We start from the raw sequence: 22,678 nt of genomic DNA, 5'->3' as shown, positions 1-22,678 counted from the left end.
TATGTGCCCAGAACTCTTTAAGATAGGTCCTTTAACGGTTTATAGTTACGGTTTAATGTTAGGAATTGCGTTTTTAGTTGCGAGTTATATTCTGACAATTGAATTCAAAAGGAAAGGTATTCATCCCGACCTTGCTTCTGAAGTAACTTTATTCGCATTGATTTTTGGTATCATTGGAGCAAAACTTTTTCATTTGTTTGATGAGTGGGATGCATTTTTACAGAATCCAATTGGTGAGGCTTTTTCACCTGGAGGGCTTGTTTGGTACGGCGGATTTTTAGTCGCGTTAATTGTAGTTTATATTAATTCGAGAAGACGAAATCTTCCTTTCCTTGTTCTTGGTGATGCTGCCGCTCCTGCTCTTGCTCTCGGCTATGGTATTGGCAGAATTGGCTGCCATCTCTCAGGTGATGGAGATTATGGAATCCCAACTAACCTTCCATGGGGTGTGGATTACTCAAAAGGAACTTATCCTCCAAGTTATGCTTTCAGAGGAACAGAGATTGCAAAAAATTATCCAAATGGAATTGTGCCTGATAATACTCCCTTGCATCCTACGCCAATTTATGAGTTTTTACTTGGTGTGATAATTTTCTTGATTTTATGGAATATGAGAAAGAAAACAGATGTGAATGGTAAAATTTTTATGTGGTTCTTAATTTTGCATGGAAGCGCAAGATTTTTAGTGGAATTTATTAGAATTAATCCAAGAATTCTTTTTGGTCTTTCTGAAGCTCAATTAATATCTATCATTCTTGTTGCTGCGGGAATTGTTGGAATTTTTTATCTGAAGAAAAATCCTGGTCTGGTTCAATTTGATCCCAAACAAATCAAATATGAACCAAAGAAGAGAAAATAAATTGCAGGCTCTATTGAATTAGAGAGTAAGAGAGTTGAGGTGTTCTCCAATAGTCTAAGGTTTCTGGGAGTAACCTTAATTAAATCAAATAGTATTTGTAATTGTCTTAAAAATTAAAATTGGATCGATCGAAGTTTTTGATTCAATATTAAATTTATTCAGAAAGAGAAAAAGAGTTTTAGTATTAAAGATTTAGGTCAAACAAAAATGCAAGGATAGAAAGATGCCATTAATAGTAGGTCGTCAGCCAGTTTTAGAAGCGTTGAAATCAAAAAATTTTGTTGAGAAAGTTTATATCCTTTTTGGTGCAAGAGGAAATCATATTAGTCAGATTAAATTTCTTGCAAAAAAGAGAAAAGCCAAAGTCGTAATTCTTAGTAAACAAAAATTTCGAGAATTAACTCCAAGCACAGCAACACAAGGTGTAGCTGCACTCGTCGGCGAAAGAGAATACAACGATATTGACGATATTTTGAAAGTTGCTGAAGAAAGAAACGAAAAACCATTCATACTTCTTCTGGAAAACATTCAGGATCCAAGAAATCTTGGTGCATTGATTCGTACAGCTGAGTGCATGGGTGTTCATGGAATAATCCTGCCAAAAGATAGAAGCGCAAGTATCAATCAAGATACAGTAAAAGCATCAGCTGGTGCAATTGAACATATGCCAATTGCAAAGATTACAAATGTCTCGCAGACAATTGATGAATTGAAGTCAAAAGGATTGTGGATAGTTGGAACCTCATCAAAAGCTGATAAAGTATTGACTGAGTTTGATTTCAATATTCCGCTGGTTTTAGTATTTGGTCAGGAAGGGCAAGGAATGAGAAGATTAACTGAAGAAAAATGTGATTTCCTTGTTAAGATACCATTGTTTGGAAAAGTTGAATCTCTGAATGTCTCTGTTGCCTGTGGTATGTTTCTCTATGAAATCAGAAGACAAAAAAGTATGGTTAATAAATCTGAATTAAAAGAAGTAAAAGCGGAAGAATAGTTAATCTATAATCCACCTTAAAGATTAAATAGAGCAATCTAGATTTCTAAATATTAATGAACTTTATTAGCATACATTTTTGATTTATCCTTTTCTGTTTAGAATGAATCAATCAATAATTTTTTTGATTTGATTGCTGTGTTAGTTGAGTTTTACGAGATTATAATTCTGATATTGAAAAAATTTCAAGAACAAATTTTAGTTTAATTGACTAGTATATAAACATTCAAATGTATCTTTCCGCATCTCATTACAATTCAGATTTTTTATTTTCACACCTGGAAATAATTTCTAAAAAATGATGAGGAGACTTATGAAATTCGTCTTATTTATCTTGCTCATTCTTTTTAAAAACTTACTTTCTCAACAAAGTGATTACTGGCAAACGCATTTTGAAAAATCAAATTATCTTGAGACACCACGATACATAGAGACTATGGAATATTTTAGAAAATTCGAAAAACATTCGCCATTTGTGAAAATGTTCTCGATTGGTAAATCTGCTGAAGGAAGAGATATATATGTTTTAATTGTTTCGAAAGACAGAGCTTTTAAGCCTGAACTTGCAAGAAAAACAAACAAACCAATTATACTTATTCAAAATGGTATTCATTCGGGTGAAATAGATGGTAAAGATGCATCGATGATTTTGTTGAGAGAGATTTTAATCACAAAAGAAAAAGAAAGTTATATTGATAACGCCATATTGATTGTGATGCCGATTTTTAATGTTGATGGACATGAAAGGTTTAGTCCTTATAATCGAATTAATCAAAATGGACCGAAGGAAATGGGCTGGAGAACAAACGCTCAAAATTTGAATCTTAATCGTGATTATATGAAAGCTGATTCACCTGAAATGAAAGCCTGGCTGAAATTCTTCAATCAATGGTTACCACATATTTTTATCGATTGCCATGTGACCGATGGAGCGGATTACCAATATGAAATTACTTATTCCTGCGAACGATATGGGAATGTTCATCCTGAGCTTGGCAACTGGATTAAGAATGAGTTTATCCCATTCATTGAAAATGAAGTTCAAAGAAATGGTTATCTAATTGCTCCTTATGTATGGTTCAGAGGCGATGAAATTAAAAATGGAATTGTTGATGGAGTAACTTCGCCAAGACTTTCAACTGGTTATGTTGCAATTCAGAATCGAGTTGCGCTTTTAATTGAAACCCATATGCTCAAAGATTACAAAACAAGAGTTTTTGCAACATTGACGATGCTCGATGCTGTAATTCGTAAAGCAAATCAAACAGGGAAAAAACTCGTTGATTTAATTAATCAAACTGAAAAGAAAACAATTGATGAGCTGGCAAATCAGAAAAAATATTTACCAATAAAATTTCAATCATCAAACGAATTTGTTCCTTTCATTTTCAAAGGAATTAAATACAAGAAAGTGCCGAGCATAATTTCAGGGAAAGAGAAAATAGTCTATACTGGTGAGAAATTTGAAATTGAAATACCGCTTTACAATAAACCAGTTGTAGTTGATTCTGTTAAGGCTCCTGAGTTTTATCTGATTCCGAGAGCGTATTCTCATATAATTGAAATTTTGACTTTGCACGGTGTAAAATATGAGGTTCTAAAATCTTCAAAAAAGTTTGTCGTAGAAAAATACCGCTTCGATGAAAATACTACCTGGCAAAAGCGGCCATATGAAGGCAGAGTAATGATAACAACCAGATATGAGATTTTTATTGATACAATAAATGCTGAAAAAGGTGACTATTTAATTCCCGTCAATCAGAGAACAATTAAAGTCATTATGCATTTGCTTGAACCAAAATCTGGTGATTCTTTTGTTTCGTGGGGATTTTTCAATTCTATTTTTGAGAGAAAAGAATATTATGAAGATTATGTTATGGAAAAATTAGCTGAAGAAATGTATAACTCAAATGAAACTTTGCGAAAAGAATTTGAAGACAAATTGAAATCTGATTCTACCTTTGCCAATAGTCCTGAACTAAGATTAGAGTTTTTCTACCGTCGCTCACCGTATTTCGATAAGCAATGGTTAATTTATCCGGTTTCGAGAGTAATTAAAGTTTTGTAAGATTGAATTGAAACTTAATTAGTCAGAGAGGTAAAAATTTTAATGTTGTATAAAAAGACTTTCGAGCATATACTCAATACGCAAAAACAAAATTTTAACTTTAAATTTGTGTAGAAAACCATTGTCAAACTATTAAAAAAGGAGTTCACATTGGTAATTTTTAAGAAACAAAGGCTTGATGAAATCTTTGAAAATTTTAACAATAAAAAAATTTTTGTAATTGGTGATTTGATGCTCGATGTTTACATCTGGGGGAAAGTTGGGAGAATATCTCCAGAAGCGCCTGTTCCAATTGTTGAAGTTGAAGAAGAATCTTACCGCTTTGGTGGTGCGGCTAATGTTGGAATGAACATTAAGTCTCTAGGAGGAATTCCTACTCTTATTGGTGTAATTGGATATGATCGAGAAGGGACTGTAATTGATGCCTTAATGGAAGAAAATGATCTTGATAAGGATGGAATATTTTATGATGAAGAAAGACCGACAACGGTTAAAACAAGAATAATTGCTCACAGTCAGCATGTTGTAAGAATTGATAAGGAAGATAAACGAAATATTTCTCCTGAAATGGAAAACCGAATTATCGAATTTCTTCAAAGTCGGAAAAATGAGATTGATGGAATTATACTTGAAGATTACAACAAGGGAGTTCTAACTAAGAATTTAATCAAACGAGTAATTGAATTTGCAAATAAAAACAAAATCTTAGTTACCGTTGATCCAAAATTCGATAACTTCTTTGAATATCAGAATGTGACTGTTTTCAAGCCAAACAAAAAAGAAACAGAAAATGCACTTGGAATTAGATTGGACACCGAAGAAAAAGTTATCGAAGCAGGACGACAACTTAAAGAAAAATTAAATCCTGATTTTCTTCTTCTTACTCGAGGAGAAAAAGGAATGACTTTATTTTCTAAAAATGGTGATATTCACACAATCCCAACTCGTGCAAGAAAAGTTGCTGATGTTTCTGGTGCAGGAGATACTGTAATTGCAACAATAACAATGGCACTTGCAGCAGGCGCTCAAATCGAAGAGGCTGCAACAATTGCAAATTTGGCAGCTGGACTCGTTTGTGAAGAAGTTGGCGTTGTACCCGTTAATCGTGAATTGTTGTATAAAACTTTGCTTGATGATGGAGAAAATAAATGAAGACTTTGTTAAGCCTTGAAGAATTTCTTGAAATTAGAAAAAAATTGAAAGCTGAAGGTAAAAAATTAGTCTTTACAAACGGCTGCTTTGATATAATTCATCGTGGTCACATTGATTACTTGAACAGAGCAAAAGCCTTAGGAGATTATTTAGTTGTAGCTTTGAATTCAGATGAATCAGTAAGAAGACTTAAAGGAGAAGGCAGGCCAATTAATAAACTTGAAGATCGAGCTTTTGTCATTGCCAATCTAAAAGCAGTTGATTTTGTTGTAAGTTTTGATGAAGACACTCCTTTTGAAATTATTTCTGCAATTATTCCGGATGTACTTGTCAAAGGTGGAGATTGGTCTATCGAGAACATTGTAGGCAGAGATATTGTTGAAGCAAATGGTGGAAAAGTTTATTCTCTTCCCTATGTCGAAAACTATTCGACAACTAACATTATTAATAAAATGAAGAATAGCGGAAGTCAGGATTGAAATTAAGATTAGACAGCAAGCATAGGTTAAAATATAAATCAACAGCTTACAAAGTATTTCACTTTATTGGGAAGACTCTGCTTGCATTGTTTATTTTGTTTTTACTTTTTATTGGTTTTACTCAAACAAGTTACTTTAGAAATCTACTTCGAGATAAAATCATTGAGTATGCTAAGGAAGAATTAAACGGCGACCTTAAAATTGAATCAATTTACGGCACATTAATTTCCAGCTTAACTATAAAAAATTTGAATTATTCAATTGAAGGTGTAGAATTAATTTCTGCGAAGACCCTTCATATTTCAGTAAATCCAATTGCTCTTTTCCAGAAAAAAATTGTTGTCAATAAATTGTTCCTTGAGAATGTTCATTTTAATTTAATTCAATTTAAAGATGGTAAATGGATTACTGAAAAAATTCTAAAACATCCTTCTCCACCAGACACTACTCCATCAGCTAAAATTGATTACGAGATAATTCTTAAAAAAATTTCCTTATCAAATTGCCAATTTAGATTTAAAACCAAATCCGACTCGACTGATTTCTACAAATACACGACATATCATACATTTAACTATAACGATATCTTACTTTCAAACTTAAATCTTGAAGTCTCAGCAAGAATAAATTTTGTTCGAAATTCATATGAACTAAACCTTCAGAATTTTTCATTTAATTCTAATGTAAAAGATTTTTCTCTTAATGATTTCGATTTACATCTCATTGCAAAAGATAAAGCCTTGAAGATTGATCCATTCAGACTAAAGACATTTAATTCTGATATTTCAATTGGAATTGAAGTCAAAGATTTTGATTTAAGTGACGAAAAACTTTTCGAAAAATTCCCACAGAAAAATTTCAATGTTCTAATTGATGCTAAGCCGTTCGACTTTTCTGATTTACACGCCTTAATCTCAGATGTTAACATGCTCAAAGGAAAAGTTTACCTTCAATCAGAAGCGAGCGGTTCTCTCGAAAATTTAAGTGTTGATTATATTTCAGCTAAAATCGATTCAACCCAATTAAACCTTCAAGGTGTATTGTATAATCTTGATGATCCTGAGAAGCTTTACATTAAGGCAAGGATAAGAGACTCATATTTGTTAATGAAAGATGTTTCGAATCTGTTGCCATTATATGGAATTCCAGAATTTACTGGATTGGGCAAATTAAGGTTAGAGATTAATTATGAAGGCACACCATTAAACTTTAAAACTGATTTTAATATTCTTGGTCAGCAAGGTGATGTTAGCGGTTTAGTATCTTTTAATTTTAATCGTCGCATTCCTACATACAATATTGATTTGAAAACAAGAAGCTTAAGTTTAGAACCATTTCTAAAAACAAACGGACGATTAAATTCACATCTAATTGTTGAAGGTGAAGGTTTTAATCCTGACAATTTAAATTCATTTCTGATTTTTGAAGCTCATAATTCCAGCATTTCACAAAACAGAATTGATACACTTAATCTAATTGTCAAAGGTCAGAACAAAAAAATTGATATTAACTTTGATGCGAGTTCAGATGAATTAAAGATTGCATTAAACGGATTTTTAGATTTTATTAACAAAGAAAATCCAGGTTATTATGTTTCCTTCAATGGCGTAAATATTGATTTACAGAAAAATCTCTTTACTAAAGATTTAATTGGCAAATTAAATTTTGCAGGCAGCTTAAATGGGAGAGGTTTCGATCCTGATAAAATTGAAGGATCGTTTGATCTAAAAATTTATGAATCTGAAATAAATAATCAGAAAATAGATCAATCGGAATTGAAACTAAGCATCCAGCACAATAATGGATATAAAAAGTCTATAAAATTTAATTCTGATTTCGTTGATTTTACTTTGTCCGGAAGTTACAATTTCACGGAAGTTTTGAAAGTCATCCCCGAAAAGATCGAGCTTGTTTCGCAAGAGATTGATAAAAAAAGTAAAATGTTTAAAGGTGACTCAATTCCAGAAATTTTTCCAGTTAAACTGGAAAAGAAAAAACGGGAAACATCAAAAGTCAAAAAACAGATCACCGAGGAACCAGAATTTAATTTCACTTACCAATTTAATTTCAAAGATTTCAAACTCATAAACACCTTTCTGAAAAATTTCAAATTCAATCTTGATGGTGATTTAATAGGCAAAGTTTCAAATAGTAATGGGAAATTTGTTCTTGAGAACGAAAGCACCATTAAAGATTTCTGGGTTGTAGATATTTATCAATCTCAGAGAATAAAAAATGCAAACTTTAAAATTATCTTAGAAACATCGGATAAAAAAGCTTCTAATAGATTAAGTTTATTTACAAATATCAGGGCAGAAAAGATTTTAACTTCATCAATCATTGAAAATTTGGATATCGATGTGAATTTTGCTTCTGATTTGTTTGGTTACAAAATTCAATCGACAATTGATTCTGTTCTGTTTGTTAGATCTGAAGGAACTTTCGATGTTTCTTCTCCAGTTTTTCGAGCGAGCATCAATAAAGCAACAATTGAATACAAAAAATATAAGCTGACAAATCAAGGTCCGCTCAATTTTTCATTCAGCAAAGATAAACTTGAATTTGACCAGTTCATACTGAGAAGGAAAAAAGAATTATTTCAGATTGCTGGTGAACTTGGTTATTACGGAAAACAAAACTTGAGATTTAATGTTTCTAATCTTGAACTTTATGAACTTGTTTTAAATTTCTTTCCAAACATTACTGAAGAAATTGCAGGTGAACTATCAATAGATCTCTCACTAAATGGTGTAGCTGAAGCGCCGGTTATTAACGGTTCATTTAATCTTGAAAATCTTTCAATTGGTGATGATCAACTCGGTAACCTGATTGGAGATTTTAATTATTCAAATAAACTTATCAATCTTTCTACATCGTATATCGATTCAATTTATACAGGAAAAGATCTTGATCTAAAAGGTTCTTTCCCCATTGACCTTTCTTTTAAAGATGTGAAAGATAGAATCAACTGGGATCGAGAATTTAATCTTACATTGAATCTGGAAGATTTTAATCTTCAGCCATTGAGAGCAATCGTTCCTATTTTCAAATCAATTGATGGATCATTGAGCGGTAAAGTAAGAATCACAGGGACTTTCAATGAACCTGAATTTTATGGCTCTATTAATTCGAAAAATATGAGCTTTATTCTATCTCAAAACAATTTGAAATATGCATCTGATATTAAGATTGATTTGAATAAAGATAAAATCATTTTAGAAAGGTTTGAACTTGCAAATCTTAATACAAGAAAAAGAGGCAGACTTTACACAAATGGTGAAGTTCAAATTGATAAACGTGGATTAAAAAACTTAAAGATTACAACTCTTGGCAATCTACTTGTCCTTGGAAATGAATCGAAGGCAGTCAGTCCGAGCGTCTACGGCGATTTATTTATCGAGATCTCTTCACCTTTGGTTCTTGAAGGGAGTTATAATGATTTCAAAATTTATGGAGATGTTAATATCAAAGAAACTGCTTTGATCATTCCACCCATTCAATCAGAATACAGCAGTGAAGGAGAAAGTTTTGTTTATAAATATGTGGACTACTCACCACAGATTGATCAAGCAGATCTCGCATTTCTTCAAGCAGAAAAAGAATTGAAAAAACAAAGTAAATCAAAGTCTGGTACAAGCTCCGGAGTACTTTCTAAGATTAGCGGCAAAATAAAAATTTCATTGAAAAACAATGTTTCGATGTTGTTGATTTTCAATCAAGAACTTAATCAAAGACTCTTTGCTGATTTACGAGGAGAAGTCATTTATAATTTTTCTGAAGGTCAAACTTCTACTCAAGGTGAGATTGAAGTTACTCCCGATTCTTATCTTGTTTTTTATCAAAGATTTATGGCTTCTGGAAAAATTAGATTTGAGAGAGATTTAGCGAATCCTTATTTAGATGTAGTTGCAACTTATTCTAATTATTATGTTCAGGGTGATACTGTAAATCAGAAAATAAGAGATGTATTAATTAAACTTAAATTAGTTGGAACTGTCACAGAACTTGGTAAAAATCTTGTGAGTAGTACTGAGAATATCGAAGTATTAATTGATGGAAATGTTGATCGAACAAAAGATGCTTCCGATGTTGTTGCATTTATCCTTGTTGGTAAATTTAAAGATGATTTAACAGCCGCAGATAAAACTGGTGCTTTATCGACATGGGGTGGAACATTTCAAAGTGCAGCAAGTTCATTGCTTGGCTCGGTCATCACCAACTTTGCAAATAGCATTCTTGGCGATGTCTTGAGAAATGTAGAATTTAAAAAAGTTGGTGAAGAGACAAAATTCAGCTTTGAGGGTAGAGTTAAAGATGTCAGATTCAAAGTGGGCGGCGGAACTGATGTTTTCCAGAATTTTGCTCTTGCAAATATTCAAATTGAATATCCCGTTTCTGAAAGATTATTTTTAAGACTGGTGAGAAAGCAGTCCCAATTACAGGCTTCAAAGCCAACAGAAATGATTAATGAAGTGGGATTAAAATATAAGGTAGAATTTTAGATATGAAAAAAACGAACATTAAAAAACAAATCCAGGAAATTCTTAAGGCAAGTCCAACAAAAGGTTACAAGTCAAAAGAGATTTCGAAAAGACTAAATATCAAAACAGATAAAGATTATGCAGAATTAAAACAGATACTTGCAGAACTTTATCGACAGGGGAAATTAATTAAAAGAGGTAAAAGATATCTATTAGCAAGGGATGCAAACCAGATCGTTGGAACTTTGCAGATGACAAAAAACGGATATGGTTTTGTGAGCCCAGAGCCTAAGGATGGCGAAGATATTTTTATTTCAGAAAGAAATCTCGGTACTGCTTTAAATGGTGATAAAGTACTTGTTGAAATCTTTGCTCGTTATCGCGGTAAAAATCAGGAAGGCGAAATCATAAAAGTTATTGAAAGAGCAACAGATGAATTTGTCGGAAAGATTGAACAATATCGTGGATTCTTTTTCTTCATTCCTGATGACAATTTAATACACCGAGATTTTTTCATTCCTGAAGAATCCTTGAATGGAGCCAAACCAGGTGATAAAGTTGTTATTAAATTAATCGATTGGCAGACACCCAAATTGAATCCTGTTGGTGAAGTGATTGAGATACTTGGAAGGCATCTTGACCATTCAGCCGAAATGCTTTCAATTGCAAAGAGTTTTAAACTTCGAACCAAATTCCCAGATGAGGTAATTGCAGAAGCAGACCAATTCACCGAAGAGACGATCAAAAAAGAAATTCCAAATCGATTGGATATCAGAGATAAAATTGTTTTCACAATTGATCCTGCTGATGCAAAAGACTTTGACGATGCTCTTTCAATTGAACCAATTGATAAAAATACTTTTCTGGTTGGCGTTCATATTGCTGATGTTGGATTTTTTGTTAAAGAAAATTCAGCACTTGATCTAGAAGCAAGAAAGAGAGGAACAAGCGTTTATCTTGTAAATTATGTTGTTCCAATGCTGCCTGAAGCTCTGTCAAACAAATGGTGTAGTCTTGTTCCCGGTGAAGATAGGTTGTGTTTTTCTGTTTTCATTGAAATGAACAAAAAAGCAGAGGTTTTAAATTACAAGCTTGCAAAGACAGTTATTAACAACAAACGAAGATTTACTTACGAAGAAGTTGAAGAAATCCTGAAATCAGGCAAGGGAGATTATGCTGAACAACTTTTGCAGCTAAATCAGCTTGCAAAAATCTTATTTAAGAAAAGAATCCAAAGTGGTGGAATAGACTTCAATACTGATGAAGTAAGATTTATTCTTGATCCAAGCGGACTTCCTCTCGAAATAAAGAAAAAAGAAAGATTAGAAAGTCATAAATTGATTGAAGATTTTATGCTGCTTGCCAATAAAATAATTGCGAAAGAAGGGAAAAAATTTGAAGACACAAAGAAAGTCCCATTTGTTTATCGTGTCCATGATGTTCCTGATGAAGAGAAAATAAAGCAACTTGCAAATTTCGTTAATTCACTCGGTTATAAATTAAACATAGCTGGTGGAGTAAAATCAAAAGCACTGCAAAAATTACTTGAACAGGTTAAAGGAAAACCAGAAGAAATTCTTGTTAATGAAGTCATGATTAGAGCGATGGCTAAAGCAGAATATTCCGAAAAAAACATTGGACATTATGGGCTTGCATTTGATTATTACACACATTTTACATCACCAATTCGTCGTTATCCTGATCTTGTAGTTCATCGTTTGCTTGTCGAATATCAAAACGAAGTTTCGGGTCAAAGAGCAAACTACTTAAAGAATATTATTCCCCAAATTTGCCGCTCCAGCTCTGTTGCCGAAAGAATTGCAATGGATGCAGAAAGAGAGGCAATTAAATATAAACAGGTTCAATATATGAAGAGCCACATTGGAGAAGAATTTGATGGAATAATTTCCGGTGTTCAAGCTTATGGAATTTTTGTTGAGTTAATTGAAAATCTTGCTGAAGGACTTGTTCGCATTAAAAATATGCCGAGTGATTTATATTTTTATGATGAAAATAAATATGCATTAATTGGTAAATTAAATAAACAAACTTATCGACTGGGTGATCTTGTGCGAGTTAAAGTAATTGGTGTAAATGAAGATAGGAACGAAATCGATTTTGAGCTTGTTGAATAAACAAAACAATGGTGGAGAGCAATGAAATCGAAAATCTTTTTACTTTTGGCTCTTAGTTTTGTATTGTTAAATTCAAATACATTTGCACAGTTTGGAAAGAATAAAGTTCAGTATAAAAAATTTAATTATTACTACATTCAATCAAAGCATTTTGATGTTTACTTCACCGATGGAGGGGAAAGACTTGCCACTTTTGCAGTTGTAGCTGCTGAATCTGCTTTGACATCTATTCAGAAGAATTTTAAGTATAATATCAATAATCGTATCTCGATGATTATTTATAATTCTCATAATGATTTTCAACAGACAAATGTTGTAAGTGAATATTTAGAAGAAGGAATTGGCGGTGTAACGGAGCTTTTTAAGAACAGAGTGGTTTTGCCTTTTGAGGGTTCCTATGATCAATTCCGTCATGTCATTCATCACGAGCTTGTTCACGCTGTAATGAACGATATGTTTTACGGCGGGTCATTACAATCGATTATTTCAAATAATATCACATTAAATCTGCCGCTCTGGTTTATGGAAGGCCTTGCGGAATATGAAGCTCTGGGATGGGATACGCATTCTGATATGTTTATGAGAGATGCTTCAATTAATCAATATCTTCCGAACATAAATCAACTTGATGGTTACTTCGCTTATCGTGGAGGTCAATCAGTTTTCTGGTTTATTGAAAGAAAATATGGAAAAGAAAAAATCGGTGATCTCTTAAATCGAATTCGTGGACAGGGAAGTTTTGAAGGCGGGATTAAATCCTCTTTCGGTTTTGATTTAGAAGAATTAAATGATAAGTGGAAGAAAGATCAAAAAGTACTTTACTGGCCCGATATTGAACTGAGAAAAGAGCCGAATGAATTTTCAAAACAATTAACAGATCACACTAAAGATGGTGGTTTTTACAACACAAGTCCTGCAATATCCCCTCAGGGTGATTTGATTGCTTTTATTTCAAATCGTGATGATTATTTCGATGTTTTCATTATGTCAGCTGTCGATGGAAAAATCTTAAAAAAGTTAGTTAAAGGAAACACAACAGCTAACTTTGAAGAACTGCATATTTTAACTCCTGGTCTTTGCTGGTCACCTGACGGAAAGAAAATAGCTCTCTCATCGAAAGCTGGTGCATCAGATGCTATATTTATCTTTGATGTCAAAACTGGTAAACATCAAAAACTCGACATAAAGCTTGATGGTATCTTTTCGGTTGATTGGTCGCCAGATGGAAAAAAATTAGCGTTTGTAGGACTTCATAAGCATCAATCAGATATTTTTATTTATGATTTCGAAACAAAAAAGATTACAAATTTGACAAATGATATCTTTAGTGATTCAGACCCCCACTTTTCTCACGATGGCAAAGCAGTTTTTTTCTCTTCCGATAGAGGTGATTATACTGAGCTTGCATCAAGAGAATATTTTCTGGATATCATTAATCACAATTACAAACAGCTTGATCTTTACCGAATTGATATTGAGACCAGAGAAATTCAAAGAATTACTGATTTGCCGAATAGTAATGAAACCTCTGTTGTTGCTTCAAGAGATGGAAAATATCTTTTCTTTGTATCTGATCTGAATGGAATAAATAATATTTATATGAAAGATATCTCGAATGTCGATTGGGATGCGAATTATTCTGTTTTGGTTAAAAATCCGGACGATCTTCAACCAATTACAAACTCTTTAAATGGTATTTATCAAATAAGTCTTTCCGATGATGGTAAAAGATTAGCATTTAGCTCAATGTTCAAATCTGCCTATAATATTTTCGTGATTACAAATCCGATAGATCAAATTTCAACTTTTGACAAATTGCCATTGACCAAATTTGCCCAATCAAGATTATTGAGTTCCAAACCAAAAGAAATTGATACCGCAAAAGTAATTACAAAAACAAAAGTTGAAATTACTTATAGCGACTCAATATTAATTAAAACTGGCAATATTATCGACACAAGCAATGCGTTCTCAGAAATTGCCCGTCAGAATTTCACCAATTATATTTTTAATGAAAAATTCATAACTCGAGAAGCACCAGTAAAAGATACTCTGCTCTTTACTTATGACCGAAAAGATTCACTTGGGAATTTTATTGTAAATAAATACAAAATTAATTTCTCCCCTGATATTATTTATGCAAACGCAGGTTTTTCAACATTCTATGGTTTGCTTGGAACCACTGTTCTTGCTTTCAGCGATATGATGGGCGATCACCAAATTATTGGTATTACCAGCTTGAACATTGATCTAAAAAATAGCGATTACGGAATTGCGTATTTCTATTTACCTGAAAGGACAGATTTTACGATACAAGCTTTTCATACAGCAAGGTTTTTAATTCAAGAAAGAAATAGATTTTATTACCTGTATAGATATAGAAATTATGGTGGTTATTTCTCAGCCTCATATCCGATTGATAAATTCTACAGGATAGAAGGAGGCTTAAGCTGGTTAAATGTTCGTCGTGATAATCTCGATATTTATGAAGAACCGCCGCAGTTGCTTTCTCTTCTTATTCCATCGGCAAGTTTTGTTCACGATAATTCTCTATGGGAATTTACTGCCCCTTCAAGAGGAACAAGATATAACTTTACAATTTTTGGTGTCCCACCATTAAAAAAGAATGCCTTTAATTTTGGAACAGTGACAGGTGATTACAGAACTTATTTCAAATTCTGGAAAGAATATTCACTAACGTTGAGGCTTTCCGGTGGATTTAGTTTTGGCAGAAATCCGCAGAAGTTTATGCTGGGTGGAACAGAAAACTGGATCAATTATCAATTCGAACAAAATCGTATCCCAATTGAATCAGCTGAAGATTTTCTTTTCTTGACACCGGTTCTACCTTTAAGAGGATACAATTACTCACAAAAACTTGGAACTAAGTATGCACTAATGAATCTTGAGTTTCATTTTCCGTTGATCAAGCTTCTGGTTACAAGCCCATTGCCGTTATTATTCCAGAATATTCGCGGAGTTGCATTTTTAGATATTGGTTCAGCCTGGACAAGAAATTCTGATTTTAGAGGAACAGTTAGAGATGTTTATGGAAATGTCTTCACAAAAGATTTGTTGATTGGAACCGGTATTGGAACAAGAATTTATCTTTTCGGATTTCTATTGAAATTTGATTTCGCCTGGAATTATAACCTTGTTAATTTCTCAGACACAAAGTTTTATCTATCGCTTGGAACTGACCTCTAATGGAGGTCAGTTCTGTCTTATTTATCTGATTTGCTGCTTTCTGAAGAACTTTTTGATGTTGCAGGAGAGCTTGAAGTTTTCTTGTAGTCAGTGATATAAAATCCACTTCCTTTGAATATTAATCCCGAATGAAGACTAATTTGTTTTTGAGCAATTGAACCACAATTTGGACATACAACTTGTGGTCTTTCATTTATTCCATGAAATGTCTCAAAAGTATTTCCACACTTGAGGCATTTGTAATCATAAGTCGGCATACATTCCCTCAAAATTTTTACAAATTTCCGAAAAATTTGACATTCATTCAATTTTTTTGATGCAAGATAATTTTAAAAGTTTCAAATCGTTTCCTTTGGCGATTTTATTAAATATTCGAATTTGTAATTGGCAATAAATCTTATTAAATAGGATTGAAGAGAGAGAGATTTGAAATGAAAAAGATAATTTTCTTTCTGTCGATTATAACCGCGTTATTATTCCAAGGTTGTATCAATCTAGAAATTGAGACTTTCTTAGGGGCTGATGGAAGCGGTTCAAGCATTATTCATTACTGGACAAAATTAGATTTTCTTTATCAAGATACAAGCTACTCTAACAAATACTCATTCAAAGAAGATATTATTCGTAAAAATTTTGAGAATGAAAGTATTAAAATAAAATCAATTAAGGTATGGGAAAGATCAGCTGATACAACTTACCATGCGGAAATAAAAATAATATTTGAGGATATTAACGAGCTAAATAAATGTAATTTCTTCCGTGACTGTGAAATAAGCTTCAAAGATGGTGCAGCGGGGCAAAAAATATTTGTCAATAAAATTAAAGGTGGAGATTTACATTTCTCAGATGGTGAAAAATACACATTGAAATATATTTATCATTTTCCTGGTGCAATAATTACAGATAACGCTGATGAGCGGAAGAACAATACTTTAATTTGGAATTTCACCCTTGATCAGTTAAAAGACGAAAAAACTCTAACTGCAACTATAAAAACTCCTGTAAACTACGGGTTGAAATATGTAATTCCAGTTTTGATTTTTATTCTTCTTGGTTTATGGATAACTATCATTGTCCGTAAGAGAAAAAAATCGCAGGAAGAATAATCAGTGTAAAATTATTAATAAAAATCAATTAGTTTTTGTCAAATTGACTACTTTTACTTTTTTTTCTATTTTAGCAAACCTTTTTGTGAAGATTAAGTAAGGAATTTTAGATATTCAGAATGGAGCGTGAGTTTAAGGTTTTTGCAGGGAATTCTAATAAGCCGCTTGCTGAAAAAATTTGCAAGAAATTAGGCATCAAATTAGGTGAATGTGAAATAAAAAGATTTAGTGACGGTGAGATTTGGGTCAAATATGCTGAAAACATTCGCGGTGATGATGTTTTTTTAATTCAATCAACAAACACTCCTTCTGATAATATCTTAGAACTTTTAATAATGATTGATGCGGCGCGAAGGTCATCGGCTCATAAAATTACTGCCGTTATTCCTTACTTTGGTTATGCAAGACAGGATAGAAAAGATCAGCCAAGAGTTTCTATTACCGCAAAGCTCATTGCAAACTTGATTACTGTTGCTGGCGCTGATAGAGTTATTACAATGGATTTGCATGCAAGTCAGGTCCAAGGTTTTTTTGATATTCCATTTGATCACTTATATGCATCAGCTGTTTTTTTGAAAGTTCAGGAAATTCAAAATCTTAAAAATCTTGCTGTTGTTTCCCCAGATGTTGGCGGAATAAAATTAGCTCGAGCTTACGCTAAAAGATTAAACGCTGATCTGGTGGTTATTGATAAAAGAAGACCAAATCAAAATGTAAGTGAAATTATGAATGTGATTGGTAATGTAGAAGGTAAAAATGTTTTGCTTGTGGATGATATAATTGATACAGCAGGGACTTTTTCACAAGCTGCTAAAATTTTGAAAGAAAAAGGAGCTTTATCAATTACTGGAGTTTGTACTCATGCTGTTTTTTCAGCTAATGCAGTCGAATTATTAAACGAGGCACCAATCAATAAATTATATGTGACAGATACAATTAATAATCCAAGAATAAACGAAGTTAAAAATATTGAGGTTGTGTCTGTTGACGCAATTTTTGGTGAAGCAATCAAACGAACATTCTTAAACGAATCAATTAGTTCATTATTTGATACAGATAAAGGATGAAAAAAGGAGTAAATTAAAATGGCTCAAGTTACTTTACAGGGAATTAAAAGAGAATTAAAGACAAAAGGTTATTTAACAGAGTTAAGAAAAAATGGATACGTTCCAGCTGTTTACTACGCTCATGGTGAAGAAAATATTTTTCTAGCAGTACCAGAGAATAAATTGAAACACATTGTATTTTCACCAGAAACGTATCTCATAAATCTTGAAATTGAAGGCGTAGGACAAAAGACATGTATTCTTAAAGAGTTTCAACTTGATCCTGTAACAGATAAAATTGTACATGTTGATTTTCATGGATTAAAAGCTGGTGAAAAAGTTAATGTAGAAGTAATGGTTCATCTCATAGGAACACCGATTGGTGTTAGAGAAGGTGGAATTATTCAACATTCTTTACATAAGATTGAAATTGAATGCTTGCCAACAGAAATACCTGAAAAAATTGATGTAGATATCTCAAATCTTAAAATAGGCGATGCATTACATGTTAAAGATTTAAATCTTCCTTCGTATCGAATCTTAACAAATCCAGAAGCAACAATTATTACGATTGTTCCACCAGCATTACATAAAGAGGAAGCTGCTGGTGAAGGGGCAGCACCAACAGAACAGGCTGAACCAGAAGTTATTCAAAAGGGAAAGAAAACTGAAGAAGAAGAAAAATAAGATTGGATTGCTTTGCGCGTGATTGTTGGTTTAGGAAATCCGGGAAATAAATATTTAGAAACACGTCATAATGTAGGCTTTAAGGTAGTCGAAAATTTAGCAAGAAAACGAAATCTAAAATTTGAAAAAGTCTCAAAAAATTACGCAGTAGCAAAAGGGGAAGCAGAGAATTCTGCTTTTTCCTTATTGCTTCCATTGACTTACATGAATCTTTCTGGGTTGGCTGTCAATGAATTCCATTCAAATTTTGATTTTGATTTTCAAGATATGCTTGTAGTTTGTGATGATATTAACCTTCCCTTAGGAAAAATCAGATTGCGAGCAAAAGGTTCACATGGAGGGCACAATGGATTGCTCTCAATAATAAACGAAATTAAAACGACCGATTTCCCTCGACTCAGAATTGGCATTGGAAATAATTTTGATAAAGATAAGCAAGCTGAATATGTTCTATCTCCATTTACTGATGAAGAAAAATCAGTAATAAATTTGTCTATTGAGAATGCAGTTGAAATTTGTGATTACTTTTTAGTGGGAGGTTTGAAGATTGCGCTGGAATATTTTTCGAGACTTCAAAAAACACAAAACAGCAATCCAACAAAAAATGGGGTAACAAATGGATAGTTTGATCTACATTCTTCCAATTCTTGCATTATTAGGATTACTCTTTGCTTATTTAAAAAGTCGTTGGATAATTAAGCAGGATGCGGGCGACTCAACAATGCAAGAAATTGCATCTTATATTCAAGAAGGTGCAATGGCGTTTCTTAAAAGAGAATATAGAGTTTTAATTTTCTTTGCACTTGTAGTCGCAATTTTACTTGCAATTAGTGGTGCATCAGAAGAAAATTCTTCTCCATTAGTAGGAGTAAGTTTCTTGGTTGGTGCTTTTGCCTCAGCTTTGGCAGGTTGGATTGGAATGTATATAGCAACTAAATCGAATGTTAGAACAACAAATGCAGCAAAAACGAGTTTGGTTAAAGCTTTGAGCGTTGCGTTCTCTGGAGGCACTGTGATGGGAATGACAGTGGTGAGTTTGGGACTTTTAGGATTGAGTGTATTATTTATTTTCTATCAAGGTTTATTTATTAATTCTGATGGTAATGTCGATTACCTTAAAGTGTTGAATGTTTTAACAGGTTTTTCTCTTGGTGCATCTTCTATTGCTTTGTTTGCAAGAGTTGGTGGTGGGATTTATACAAAAGCCGCTGATGTAGGTGCAGATCTTGTTGGAAAAGTTGAAGCTGGAATACCTGAAGATGATCCAAGAAATCCTGCTGTTATAGCAGATAATGTTGGTGATAATGTAGGTGATGTGGCTGGAATGGGTGCGGATTTATTTGAATCATATGTCGGTTCAATAGTTGGAACGATGGTTTTAGGACTAGCTTATTTAACTGGGACAAACATAAATCTTATAATTCTACCTTTAGTTCTAGCAGGTGTTGGTATTCTTGTTTCAATTTTGGGAACATTTGTAGTAAGAACTAAAGAAGGCGGCAATCCTCAAAGTGCACTGAATTTAGGTACATTCGGTGCCGGTTTATTGATGATTATTTTATCTTATCCAATTATTCAATTCTTTGTCCCTGAAGCAATTGAGCCCATTAATAATGTCACAGGAACACTAAAAACTTTAACAGCCCCGAATATTTTTATTTCAGTAATTGCTGGTTTAATTGGTGGAATTGGAATAGGTTTAATTACTGAATATTATACAGCAGAATCGAAAAGACCTGCTCAAAGAATTGCTGAACAATCACAAACAGGAACAGCTACTAATATTATCGCTGGATTGGCATTAGGAATGACTTCAACAGCTTTGCCGATGTTGATGATCGGTGCGGCAATCGTTATATCTTATTCACTTGCTGGACTTTATGGAACGGCAATAGCTGCTCTCGGTATGCTTTCAACTACAGGAATACAATTAGCTGTCGATGCTTATGGTCCAATTGCAGATAATGCAGGTGGAATTGCCGAAATGAGTCACTTGGGCAAAGAAGTTAGATCACGAACTGATAAACTCGATGCTGTAGGAAATACAACGGCAGCAATTGGAAAGGGTTTTGCAATTGCATCCGCTGCATTAACTGCTCTGGCTCTTTTCAGTGCATATCAAACAGCTGCTGGAATAGATAAAATTGATGTAAGTAAACCATTCGTAATCGCAGGAATGTTTGTTGGTGCAATGCTGCCATTTTTATTTTCCTCAATGGCTCTCAAAGCAGTTGGTGAAGCTGCATATGATATGATTGCAGAGGTCAGGAGACAATTTAAAACTATTCCAGGTTTACTGGAAGGAACAGCAAAAGCAGACTATGCTAGATGTGTAGATATTTCAACTAAAGCAGCAATTCAAAGGATGGTTGTTCCGGGTTTACTTGCGATTATTACACCTGTAGTTTTTGGTTTTATGGATAAAGAAGCTCTTGGTGGTTTGCTTGCTGGAGTAACTGCTTCGGGAGTTTTGCTTGCGATTTTTATGGCTAATGCTGGTGGTGCCTGGGATAATGCTAAAAAATATATTGAAGCAGGACATTTAGGCGGTAAAGGTTCTGAAGCCCATAAAGCTGCTGTTGTTGGTGATACTGTTGGTGATCCATTTAAAGATACAGCTGGACCATCATTAAATATCCTGATAAAATTAATGTCAGTTGTGTCGCTTGTAATTGCACCTTTAATAAAATAATTCTTTGAGAGTTAGTATGTACGTTTGCTTAGATATTCAATTAAAAATCTTTAAATTTGTAAACAATCAACTAAAACCAAACCCTGCTCTTGAGGGTATCAAGAGCCATAGACCAAAGGGAGATTGAATATATGGATACAAAAAGACTAAACACTTACGAAACTGTTATTATTGTTAGTGCATCTCTTGAGGATGAGGATATCGAAAAAATCCTGAAGAGATATGAAGAATTCTTCAAAAACAATAATGTTGAAATTCTTGAAATTGAGAAGTGGGGAAGAAAGCGAATGGCTTATCATATCAAAAAAGTCAGAACTGGATATTATTTCCTCATTCGCTACAGAAGTGAAGGAAGTTTTATTAAAAAGTTAGAACGAACTTTACAAATAGACGAGCAAATTTTAAGATATTTAACTGTTCGTCTCGATAAAAAGGCTTTGGCTTATGCTGAAGCTCAAAAAGGTAAACCAGTTACTTCAATTGAAGAAGAATACGATTTTGAAGAAGTTAATCTTAATCAAAATCTTGATGAAAAAGAAGACAGTACTAATAACAACTAATTGAGAGGAGATATAGCTATGGCAGACTTCAAAATGCCCGAATTGAATTCAGTTATCATTGCTGGTAACCTTACTAAAGATCCTGTTTTCAGACAGACAACAAATGGTACTCCTGTTGTTAACTTCACCATTGCCTCAAATAGAAAATTCAAAAACAATGGTAAATGGCAGGAAGATGTTTGCTTTGTAGGCGTTGTCGCCTGGAATAAACTCGCAGAAAGTTGCAGAGGTAGATTACAAAAAGGCAGTGCCGTTTTAATTGATGGTGAGCTTCAAAGCAGAAGCTGGAAAACTGAAGATGGACACAATAGAAGTATTGTTGAAATTAAGGCAAGAAGAATTCAATTCTTGAACAAGAGAGTACGTGTAACTGAAACTGGTCAAGAAGTTGAAGACGAAGAACCATCAACATACACTGATGATTCATTTGATAAATTTTTAAGTTCAAGTGAAGGCGAACCTTTAGATACATCTTCACCAGAAGAAGAAAACAAAGAATAATTGATTGAGGTGAAAAAGTGAAACTTCAAAAGAAAAGAACTTGTCGTTTTTGTGAAGCCAAAGAAGAATATATTGATTACAAAGATGACAGAAAGTTAGCTAAGTTCATTACAGAACAGGGAAAAATCATCCCAAGAAGAATCACAGGAACCTGTGCAAAACATCAGAGACAATTAACTACTGCGATTAAAAGAGCAAGACATCTTGCTTTGCTTCCATTTGTATCTGATGTAATTAAATAAGGAGACTTGAGATGAAAGTTATTTTAAGACAGGACTACGAGCCACTTGGTAAAATTGGTGATGTGGTTGAAGTAAAAGATGGATATGCAAGAAACTTTCTTATCCCTAAAAAAATTGTATATCCTGCAACTCCTGGAAGTCTGAAAGCTGTAGAAGAAGAACGTAAAAGATTGCAAGCAAAACTTCAGCGAGAAAGAAAATCTGCTGAATTGCTTGCAGTTGAACTTGAAAAAGTTTCTGTTACCATTCCAGTTGAAGTTGGCGAAGAAGATAGAATTCACGGTACAGTTACAACTCAGATGATTGCTGATGCTCTTTTGGAAAAAGGTTATGAGATCGATAAAAGGAAAATTGAACTTGATGAACAAATCAAAACACTCGGAATTTATACTGCTAAAATTAAGTTACATCCAGAAGTCATCGCACAAATTAAAGTCTGGGTTGTGAAAGAGTAATTTTATGTTTACTT

General features: G+C 33.2%; 18 protein-coding genes. 17 read left to right on the top strand and 1 reads right to left on the bottom strand.

All coding sequences use genetic code 11. The features are described 5' to 3' along the window. The first annotated feature begins 1 nt into the window (after position 1). The 8 genes from lgt to HPY57_05315 all read left to right on the top strand — a co-directional run bounded on the left by lgt (position 2) and on the right by HPY57_05315 (position 15,375). Positions 2 to 859 carry a prolipoprotein diacylglyceryl transferase gene (gene lgt, locus HPY57_05350; protein ID NPV11202.1) on the top strand — a complete coding sequence of 286 codons (858 nt, stop codon included), beginning with the start codon at positions 2 to 4 and terminating at the stop codon, positions 857 to 859. Between the two features lie 223 nt (positions 860 to 1,082). After that, positions 1,083 to 1,853 carry a 23S rRNA (guanosine(2251)-2'-O)-methyltransferase RlmB gene (gene rlmB, locus HPY57_05345; protein NPV11201.1) on the top strand — a complete coding sequence of 257 codons (771 nt, stop codon included), beginning with the start codon at positions 1,083 to 1,085 and terminating at the stop codon, positions 1,851 to 1,853. 313 nt (positions 1,854 to 2,166) lie between these two features. After that, positions 2,167 to 3,921 (top strand): M14 family metallopeptidase, encoded by a 1,755-nt coding sequence (locus HPY57_05340; protein ID NPV11200.1) that lies wholly within the window; start codon positions 2,167 to 2,169, stop codon positions 3,919 to 3,921. A gap of 150 nt (positions 3,922 to 4,071) precedes the next feature. Next, entirely contained in the window at positions 4,072 to 5,073 is a 1,002-nt protein-coding gene (rfaE1, locus tag HPY57_05335; GenBank protein NPV11199.1) for a D-glycero-beta-D-manno-heptose-7-phosphate kinase, read from the top strand. Beyond that, positions 5,070 to 5,552, top strand: a complete 483-nt coding sequence (rfaE2, locus tag HPY57_05330) for a D-glycero-beta-D-manno-heptose 1-phosphate adenylyltransferase (protein ID NPV11198.1) — start codon at positions 5,070 to 5,072, stop codon at positions 5,550 to 5,552. The genes rfaE1 and rfaE2 overlap by 4 nt, the downstream gene beginning before the upstream one ends. Continuing rightward, on the top strand, positions 5,549 to 10,054 hold the full coding sequence (locus HPY57_05325; protein ID NPV11197.1) for a hypothetical protein: 4,506 nt from the start codon (positions 5,549 to 5,551) through the stop codon (positions 10,052 to 10,054). The genes rfaE2 and HPY57_05325 overlap by 4 nt, the downstream gene beginning before the upstream one ends. A gap of 17 nt (positions 10,055 to 10,071) precedes the next feature. Then, a complete protein-coding gene (gene rnr / locus HPY57_05320; GenBank protein NPV11196.1) occupies positions 10,072 to 12,168 on the top strand; it encodes a ribonuclease R in 2,097 nt (698 codons plus the stop codon). A gap of 21 nt (positions 12,169 to 12,189) precedes the next feature. Next, positions 12,190 to 15,375 carry a biopolymer transporter Tol gene (locus HPY57_05315; GenBank protein ID NPV11195.1) on the top strand — a complete coding sequence of 1,062 codons (3,186 nt, stop codon included), beginning with the start codon at positions 12,190 to 12,192 and terminating at the stop codon, positions 15,373 to 15,375. Positions 15,376 to 15,392: 17 nt separating this feature from the next. Here the strand turns inward: HPY57_05315 and HPY57_05310 are convergent, their stop codons facing one another. Then, a complete protein-coding gene (locus HPY57_05310) occupies positions 15,393 to 15,632 on the bottom strand; it encodes a zinc ribbon domain-containing protein (protein NPV11194.1) in 240 nt (79 codons plus the stop codon). A gap of 174 nt (positions 15,633 to 15,806) precedes the next feature. On the opposite strand from HPY57_05310, the gene HPY57_05305 reads away from it, so the two are divergent. The 9 genes from HPY57_05305 to HPY57_05265 all read left to right on the top strand — a co-directional run bounded on the left by HPY57_05305 (position 15,807) and on the right by HPY57_05265 (position 22,664). Beyond that, positions 15,807 to 16,481, top strand: coding sequence for a hypothetical protein (locus tag HPY57_05305; protein NPV11193.1), 675 nt, complete (start codon positions 15,807 to 15,809; stop codon positions 16,479 to 16,481). Between the two features lie 119 nt (positions 16,482 to 16,600). Next, entirely contained in the window at positions 16,601 to 17,548 is a 948-nt protein-coding gene (locus HPY57_05300; protein ID NPV11192.1) for a ribose-phosphate pyrophosphokinase, read from the top strand. 18 nt (positions 17,549 to 17,566) lie between these two features. Further along, positions 17,567 to 18,214 (top strand): 50S ribosomal protein L25, encoded by a 648-nt coding sequence (locus HPY57_05295; GenBank protein NPV11191.1) that lies wholly within the window; start codon positions 17,567 to 17,569, stop codon positions 18,212 to 18,214. 12 nt (positions 18,215 to 18,226) lie between these two features. Then, positions 18,227 to 18,838: an aminoacyl-tRNA hydrolase gene (locus tag HPY57_05290; GenBank protein NPV11190.1), complete on the top strand. Its 612-nt coding sequence runs from the start codon at positions 18,227 to 18,229 to the stop codon at positions 18,836 to 18,838. Then, positions 18,831 to 20,906, top strand: coding sequence for a sodium-translocating pyrophosphatase (locus HPY57_05285; protein ID NPV11189.1), 2,076 nt, complete (start codon positions 18,831 to 18,833; stop codon positions 20,904 to 20,906). Before HPY57_05290 ends, HPY57_05285 begins: the two co-directional genes overlap by 8 nt. A 131-nt stretch (positions 20,907 to 21,037) precedes the next feature. Then, a complete protein-coding gene (rpsF, locus tag HPY57_05280) occupies positions 21,038 to 21,466 on the top strand; it encodes a 30S ribosomal protein S6 (protein ID NPV11188.1) in 429 nt (142 codons plus the stop codon). An 18-nt stretch (positions 21,467 to 21,484) separates the two neighbouring features. Next, positions 21,485 to 21,967 carry a single-stranded DNA-binding protein gene (locus HPY57_05275; GenBank protein NPV11187.1) on the top strand — a complete coding sequence of 161 codons (483 nt, stop codon included), beginning with the start codon at positions 21,485 to 21,487 and terminating at the stop codon, positions 21,965 to 21,967. A 17-nt stretch (positions 21,968 to 21,984) separates the two neighbouring features. Next, positions 21,985 to 22,209 carry a 30S ribosomal protein S18 gene (locus HPY57_05270; GenBank protein NPV11186.1) on the top strand — a complete coding sequence of 75 codons (225 nt, stop codon included), beginning with the start codon at positions 21,985 to 21,987 and terminating at the stop codon, positions 22,207 to 22,209. An 11-nt stretch (positions 22,210 to 22,220) separates the two neighbouring features. After that, the gene (locus HPY57_05265) at positions 22,221 to 22,664 is read left to right on the top strand and encodes a 50S ribosomal protein L9 (GenBank protein ID NPV11185.1); all 444 of its coding nucleotides are present in this window, start codon (positions 22,221 to 22,223) and stop codon (positions 22,662 to 22,664) included. Positions 22,665 to 22,678 lie beyond the last annotated feature (14 nt).

It is taken from the genome of Ignavibacteria bacterium (assembly GCA_013177855.1).
In the GTDB taxonomy this organism is placed as follows: Bacteria; Bacteroidota; Ignavibacteria; order Ch128b; family Ch128b; genus Ch128b.
Note: the sequence above shows the minus strand (reverse complement) of the source record. Positions and strands in the feature narration are given on the sequence as shown.